This window comes from Psychrobacter sp. T6-1, assembly GCF_052258445.1.
This window is the reverse complement of sequence record NZ_JBQQFC010000133.1, coordinates 1-6,337: the sequence shown is the minus strand read 5'-3', so window position 1 is coordinate 6,337 and position 6,337 is coordinate 1. Positions and strand designations below refer to the sequence as shown.

At 42.5% G+C, this 6,337-nt stretch carries 6 protein-coding genes; 2 read left to right on the top strand and 4 right to left on the bottom strand.

Annotated elements, in window-relative coordinates:
- Both ACTXGO_RS08355 and ACTXGO_RS08350 read left to right on the top strand, forming a co-directional pair.
- Positions 1-1,083 (top strand): vitamin B12 dependent-methionine synthase activation domain-containing protein (locus ACTXGO_RS08355; RefSeq protein ID WP_443574024.1); only part of this gene is annotated, 1,083 nt, incomplete at its 5' end.
- Between the two features lie 17 nt (positions 1,084-1,100).
- Positions 1,101-3,062 carry an ATP-dependent nuclease gene (locus ACTXGO_RS08350; protein WP_443574022.1) on the top strand — a complete coding sequence of 654 codons (1,962 nt, stop codon included), beginning with the start codon at positions 1,101-1,103 and terminating at the stop codon, positions 3,060-3,062.
- A gap of 1 nt (position 3,063) precedes the next feature.
- Here ACTXGO_RS08350 and ACTXGO_RS08345 read toward each other — a convergent pair whose 3' ends face one another.
- The 4 genes from ACTXGO_RS08345 to ACTXGO_RS08330 all read right to left on the bottom strand — a co-directional run.
- Positions 3,064-3,564 carry a hypothetical protein gene (locus ACTXGO_RS08345; RefSeq protein WP_443542615.1) on the bottom strand — a complete coding sequence of 167 codons (501 nt, stop codon included), beginning with the start codon at positions 3,562-3,564 and terminating at the stop codon, positions 3,064-3,066.
- Positions 3,565-3,726: 162 nt separating this feature from the next.
- Positions 3,727-3,873: a DUF2256 domain-containing protein gene (locus tag ACTXGO_RS08340; protein ID WP_443542617.1), complete on the bottom strand. Its 147-nt coding sequence runs from the start codon at positions 3,871-3,873 to the stop codon at positions 3,727-3,729.
- An 83-nt stretch (positions 3,874-3,956) separates the two neighbouring features.
- Positions 3,957-4,118: a DUF2256 domain-containing protein gene (locus tag ACTXGO_RS08335; RefSeq protein ID WP_443542619.1), complete on the bottom strand. Its 162-nt coding sequence runs from the start codon at positions 4,116-4,118 to the stop codon at positions 3,957-3,959.
- Positions 4,119-4,177: 59 nt separating this feature from the next.
- Positions 4,178-6,337: ATP-binding protein (locus tag ACTXGO_RS08330; RefSeq protein ID WP_443574020.1), on the bottom strand; the 2,160-nt coding region annotated here is incomplete at its 5' end.

Here is a 6,337-nt window from a genome sequence, read left to right as displayed (position 1 = left end):
GTGGTCACCAAACTGCTCTCCAAAGAAAACCGTCAAGAGCTGCTCGATGAAACCCGCGAAGAGTACATCAAAGTACGCGAACGTCTGGCGAAGCGTCAACCCAAAGCCGCCAAGCTCTCTTATGTAGAATCGATAAAAGCGGGCTTTAATTATGATTGGGTCAACTATACCCCGCCTGTGCCGAACAAACTCGGTCAGGTGATATTGGACGACTACCCTATCACTGACTTGCTGCCCTATATCGACTGGACGCCGTTCTTTATCTCTTGGGGTCTGGCTGGCAAGTATCCCAAAATATTACAAGATGACGTGGTTGGTGAAGCGGCGCGTGATCTGTTCGATAATGCGAATGAGCTGATGCAAAAGATGATCGATGAAAAGCTCATCGTCGCCAAAGGCTTGTTTAAACTTATGCCTGCGCGTCGCACCAGTAGCGATACGATTACCGTGTACGACAGAGCGCTCGAAGATGGCGGACAAGCCACGCATACCTTTGAGCATCTGCGTCAGCAAAGCGATAAAGCCAGTGGCAAGCCTAACTTTAGCTTAGCGGACTTTATCTCACCTTTAGAATCCGCTAACGATCATATTGGCGGATTTACCGTCTCTATCGTTGGCACTGAAGACTTGGCTGATAAGTATAAGGAAGCTGGCGATGACTATAACGCGATCATGGTACAAGCGCTGTCTGATCGCCTCGCCGAAGCCTTTGCTGAGCATTTGCATGAGCTCATCCGCAAAGACTATTGGGGCTATCAGGCCGACGAGAGTTTAACCAATGATGAGATGATCAAAGAAAAATACGTCGGTATCCGCCCTGCCCCGGGCTATCCTGCCTGTCCTGAACATACGGAAAAAGGCAAGCTGTTTGATTGGCTGGGTACGGTTGAGGCTATCGGTACGACTTTGACGGAGAGCTACGCGATGTGGCCGGCGTCTTCGGTCAGTGGGTTTTATTACTCGCATCCTGAGAGTGAATACTTCAACGTCGGAAAAATCAGCCGAGATCAGTTAGAGGATTATGCTAAGCGTAAGGATTGGGATATTAAGACGGCTGAGAAGTGGTTAAATCCAAATTTGTAGGAATATAGGTTATATGCATGGAAGATATTATTAAGCTTTGGTTTAAAGAAGGATACACGGATTTCGATTCGAGCGATGGCTTGAATCGAGACAATCCATTCGAGTTGAAACGCTTGAATATAATAGTTGGAGCCAACAATTCTGGCAAAAGTCGTTTTATGAGAGAGCTTATATTCAAGCTAAAAACAAATAGTGTAGAATTCAAACCTCCTCAAGTTTATACAGACTACATCTTAATCATAAACAGTTTTATTAATTCGTACTCTTCAAGTGATCAATTCGAAGTATTAGACAATTCTTTATATAGCTCAGAACATATTGCAAGAGAGTGGCAAAGCACTGGTTCTTCACTTGTCGATATAAGAAAAAGGATTGAAGCGCATCTTACGTATAGTACTAGTTCGATTAAACACGGTACTTTAGAATATGAAATAATTAGCAAAACTCCTCAACATAAGCTAAAAGAATTTATAGTTAAAATAAAAGAGCTAACTGAAGGCCTAAATGAACTTCAGAATGATTTAGACACTTTAAGTCTTAAATCTTTAATGTTTTTCTACATCGACAGCTTGAGAAGCTTAAGAAAATTGAATTCACAAACAATCTCTACTGATGATGAATCCGAACACTACCCTTTACTTTTTAGAACACTCACTGACTATAGTTTTGAGAAAAATGAAATAATATCAGGTGAAGATTTTTTTGGTTTACTAACTGATTCACTGTTAGGTAAACCTGATGAACGCCAAAGAATTCAAAGCTATCAAGAAAAATTGTCTCACTATTTTTTCAATAATGAAACTATTACCATTATTCCCTATTTAAAAACCGATACTATAGAAATTAAAATTGGTAATGAAGAACAATTCCCTATTTCACAGCTTGGTGATGGTTTACAGCAAATCGTCATTCTTACCTATAAAGCTTTTTTGACTACCGAACCGTCCTTTTTTTTCATCGAAGAGCCAGAAATGCATTTGCACGCAGGCTATGTTAAGCAATTGATGAAGTTCTTGCTAAACGAAACTGACCACTACTATATGGCTACCAGTCACTCTAACTATCTGCTTGATATGATTAATGAGGATAATCGAATTGCTTTATACCGTGTGGACAAAGAACACAGAAATGGTGAAGAAAATAAATATGAAACCGTTATTAAGCGCTGTGATGGTGACCGCACTATATTACAAACCTTAGGTGTATCTCCTTCTTCAGTCTTCTTGGCGAATTGCACAATTTGGGTAGAAGGTATCACTGACCGTCTCTACTTTGTTCAATACTTAAAGAAATATCTAGAAGAGCTAAAAGAGATTGATAAAACTAAATGGGAAGACTACTCACGCTTTATCGATGGTTACCATTATACGTTTGTGGAGTATCAAGGTTCGAACTTAGAGCATTGGGATTTTGAGATTGACTCTTTAAAATCAGTTGATAGCAGTAAGAATAAGGGGTTATACGCTGTACTTTCAACATCAAGTGCTTTAGTAATAGCCGATGCTGACTTGAAAGAAAAACCTAGGTTTAATGAACTTGAAAAACAGCTAGGAGATAAGATCGTTATCACTCAGGGTAAAGAAACTGAGAATACATTACCCAAAAACTTACTAATTAGAAAATTCTTCAAATTGTGCCCTAATAATGGGTTGGCTAATCAAGGGAACACGACGAAGCTAGCTTTCAGCGACGAATATGAAAGGTATTTTAAAGATAGCTATCAAACATCACCTAAAGGTATAGGTAAATATTTTGATAGGGTCTTAGAAAGAATGCGTACGAATGAAGTTTTCCCTCAGCTAAAAGCTGATGAAAAGTCTTTTTCCTTTTCAGATGGAAACCAAGGCACTATTAAGGGTAAAACTAGTTTCTGCCAAGACATAGTTGAGCTGATGCAGAGTGATCGATGGAAACTAACACAATCAGCAACAGAATTGTGCGAATCAATATTTCAGCATACAAAGGCTAACAATCACTAGTTTAGAATTTTGGAATGAACAATACATCGTACAAAGCTTCTATACTGTCGTATTTAGTGAATTGTCCTTTATTAATAGTGCGTATGTTAGGTCGCTCAGCCTTTACTCCCTCCGCATTACCTTTAGTATGTTTTGCTACTTTAGCATTTTCTAATCCGTTTAATGGCTGTCCAGCTTCAGACCCAAAGAAGTAGAAAGATTTTAACTCTAATGTATCTTCATCAAATACTATCCAAATTACACATCCTGAGGGCTTACTAGCTAAACGAGTATTGATGTTCTGTCTAGAAGTTTTTCCACCTATTTTTGAAGCTTTAAGCTGAATATGACGGATGATATTGTCATATTCCAGAACAACGTCACAACCTGCGTTATCGACTTCTGGTTTCATAACTTCAAGCTGACAATCACCTTTTATCCATGACAACTTTAGCATTTCACTAATAAATAAATGTTCAATCAGTTTCTCTCGAAAGCTTGAATGTTCGAAGTGTTTACTCATAATTTACCTTATATTCTTTGAAATATTTTATCTTATTAGACTTATCTTGATTAAATTTATAGCATTGCTATAATAGCTTCAACAGCACCGCCACCTCTATCTTCCTCCTCTGGCAACATTGGGTTAGAAAACGTGGCGGTTTTCTATTATCTTGATGTCAGCTCAATCTGTCTTATCCTTCCCCCGCCGACACTTCTCAGAACAATAAATCACTTGCTCCCAATCCTTCTCCCATTTCTTACGCCAGGTAAAAGGTCGCTGACAAACCGGGCAGATTTTTTGTGGTAGGTTTACCTTTTTATGCGCCATAATCATGCCTTGTGTCTCATATAAAGCTGGGCTAAAAGCACCAGCCTACAACCACCGTGAGTCTCAAACTTAGTGTTTGCCATTCACTTCTGATGACTGACATTTTCAAAGGTCTTTACCCTTCGACATTGATCGGAGCAATAGACCATACTTTCCCAGTTTTTATCCAATTTCTTCGTCCAGCTAAACTCGCGCTCGCACACTGGACATTCTTTTTTGCGGACGTTCTTCTTTTTATGCGCCATGTTTCGCCTTATCCTACTATAGAGTTATCAAGGGGTGCGTAGAGCGCACCCGACGTCTGCTATGAGCTATGCTCGTCAAAGATTTTGTTGAGCTGATTGAGGCTATTGACGATGAGTTTGCCAGATTGATCCGTGCTGGTATCGAGAGCGATTTTCTCATCCATGCGCATGGCGAGTGGCTCTAGCGCTTGTTTGAGCGCATTGGTCATCAGCTCAGTTTGCTCAGTGAGATCAGTGCTCAAAGCTTGATCGTCAGTACTAGTCGATAGACTTTGAGCTATTTGCTGCGCTAGTTGTTCAACCGCGCTGACCAGTTGTACCATCAACGCTTTTTGCATGTCGTGATTTTGCTTGAGGTACTCGCTTTCTTCCTTTTCAGCATTGTGGTCATGCTTATAGATTTGCGTGAGCTGGTTGATGCTCTTCTCAAAGCCACTATCGATGCTCTCGCTGACGACTTTGGCGTTATTTACAAAACCTGTGATAACGCTATCGGCGAGCCGTTTTTGTGCTTCAAGCTGCGCATCTCGTTTGGCTTGCTCTGCTGACTCATTTAAACGCGCGAGTTGCTCAGGGTCGTTTTGGCTAAGGTAAGTATCAAACTGGCTGCTGATAGCGTTAAAGCCACTGGCTAAATCAACGAGTTGCGCGACAATACGGGCACCGACGTCGCCATCTTCCCCGCCCATAGCTTTATTACGTAAAAAGTCCGCTTTGATTTGTGCCCAGCGCTCGGCCTCATCCGCAGTCAATTCGCCACGCATCTCCGCAAGCTTAAGCAAGTTACTCTCTGCGCCTTGGGTCAATAGTTGCGACTCGCCTAGATAGTGATCGTCGATAAGCTGGTTTAGCTCTTCTTTATTCATCACCGCCGATAGCTTTTCGGTCATTTTGTTCATGTTGCGGTAGCTGCCTTGCAGTTTAAATATTGGCTCGACGCGATATTTATCATCTTGTGAGGCGGAGGCAATGTAGGCTTGGTTGACGTCAAGGATGACCTCTTGCACCGTGAACATATGACGCAGGATAGCGATAATCTCGTTAATCTCCGAGGTGCTATACGGGTAGGTCAGCTCGCTGCTTTGCGCTTGTGCAAGATTGGCATTATCAGCCTTGGCCATCTTAATCAGACGATGGACGTCGCTCAAATCACGATTGGCAAGTGGTGCGAGGACTTTGTTTGAGGTCAGTGAGTTTTCGATATAACTGAGCGCAAAGACTTCCTCCATTCCGCTCATGATATCACCCAAATTATAGATGTCGGCACGGTTGGCGAGCATGTCAGGGACTTTAAAGGCCTCACCGCTTTCGGTGTACGGGTTACCCGCCATGACCACGCAGAACTTCTTGCCACGCATATCATAAGTTTTGCTTTTGCCTTGCCAGACGCCATCTATACGGCGTGTGCCATCGCCTAAAGAGATAAACTTCTGCAAAAACTCAGCATGAGTATGCTGGATATCGTCAAGATAGAGCATGACGTTATTGCCCATCTCAAAGGCCAAGTTGATTTTATTCAGCTCTTCACGCGCGGTGGCATTGGGCGCTTTTTCGGGGTCGAGGGAGGTGACATCATGACCGAGTGAAGGACAATTAATCTTCATAAAGATTAAGCCCAAACGATTCGCCACGTATTCCATCAAGGTGGTTTTACCGTACCCTGGTGGCGATATCATCATGAGGATGCCCATCAGATCGGTACGTTTGTCCTCGCCGACCGTTCCCATTTGCTTAGCAAGATTATCACCGATCAGAGGTAGATAGCTCTCGTTAATCAGGCGGTTACGCACAAAGGATGACAGTGGACGTGGCATAAATTCGTCCAGTCGCAATTCCTCTTTGGCGTCGTGCAAAATCTCTGAGCGCATGGCAAGATAGCGCTTGTAAGCAGGTATAACTTGGGTATCGTGATGGTGCAAACGGCTTAAGAAGTCATCGACGGCAAAGGTCAGTGTTTGGCTGTGAATGCGCTCGTGCTCGCCTAATAAGTTATCAACTTGTATCTCAAGTGAGACGTCACCGACACTACGCTCAAAGTTAGTCACTTGATTGAGCGGGTTATTAAGGCTGGTCAGCGAGGTTGCGGCTGAGAATGACAAGGTAGATGGCGTGCTAGTCGCCCCTTTGTTACCTGCGCCTTTATTCAAGCTCACGCCAGAATCAATCAGACGCTGTACCAAGGCTTCGCGCTGACTATCTGTTAATTGGGTGAGCAAAAT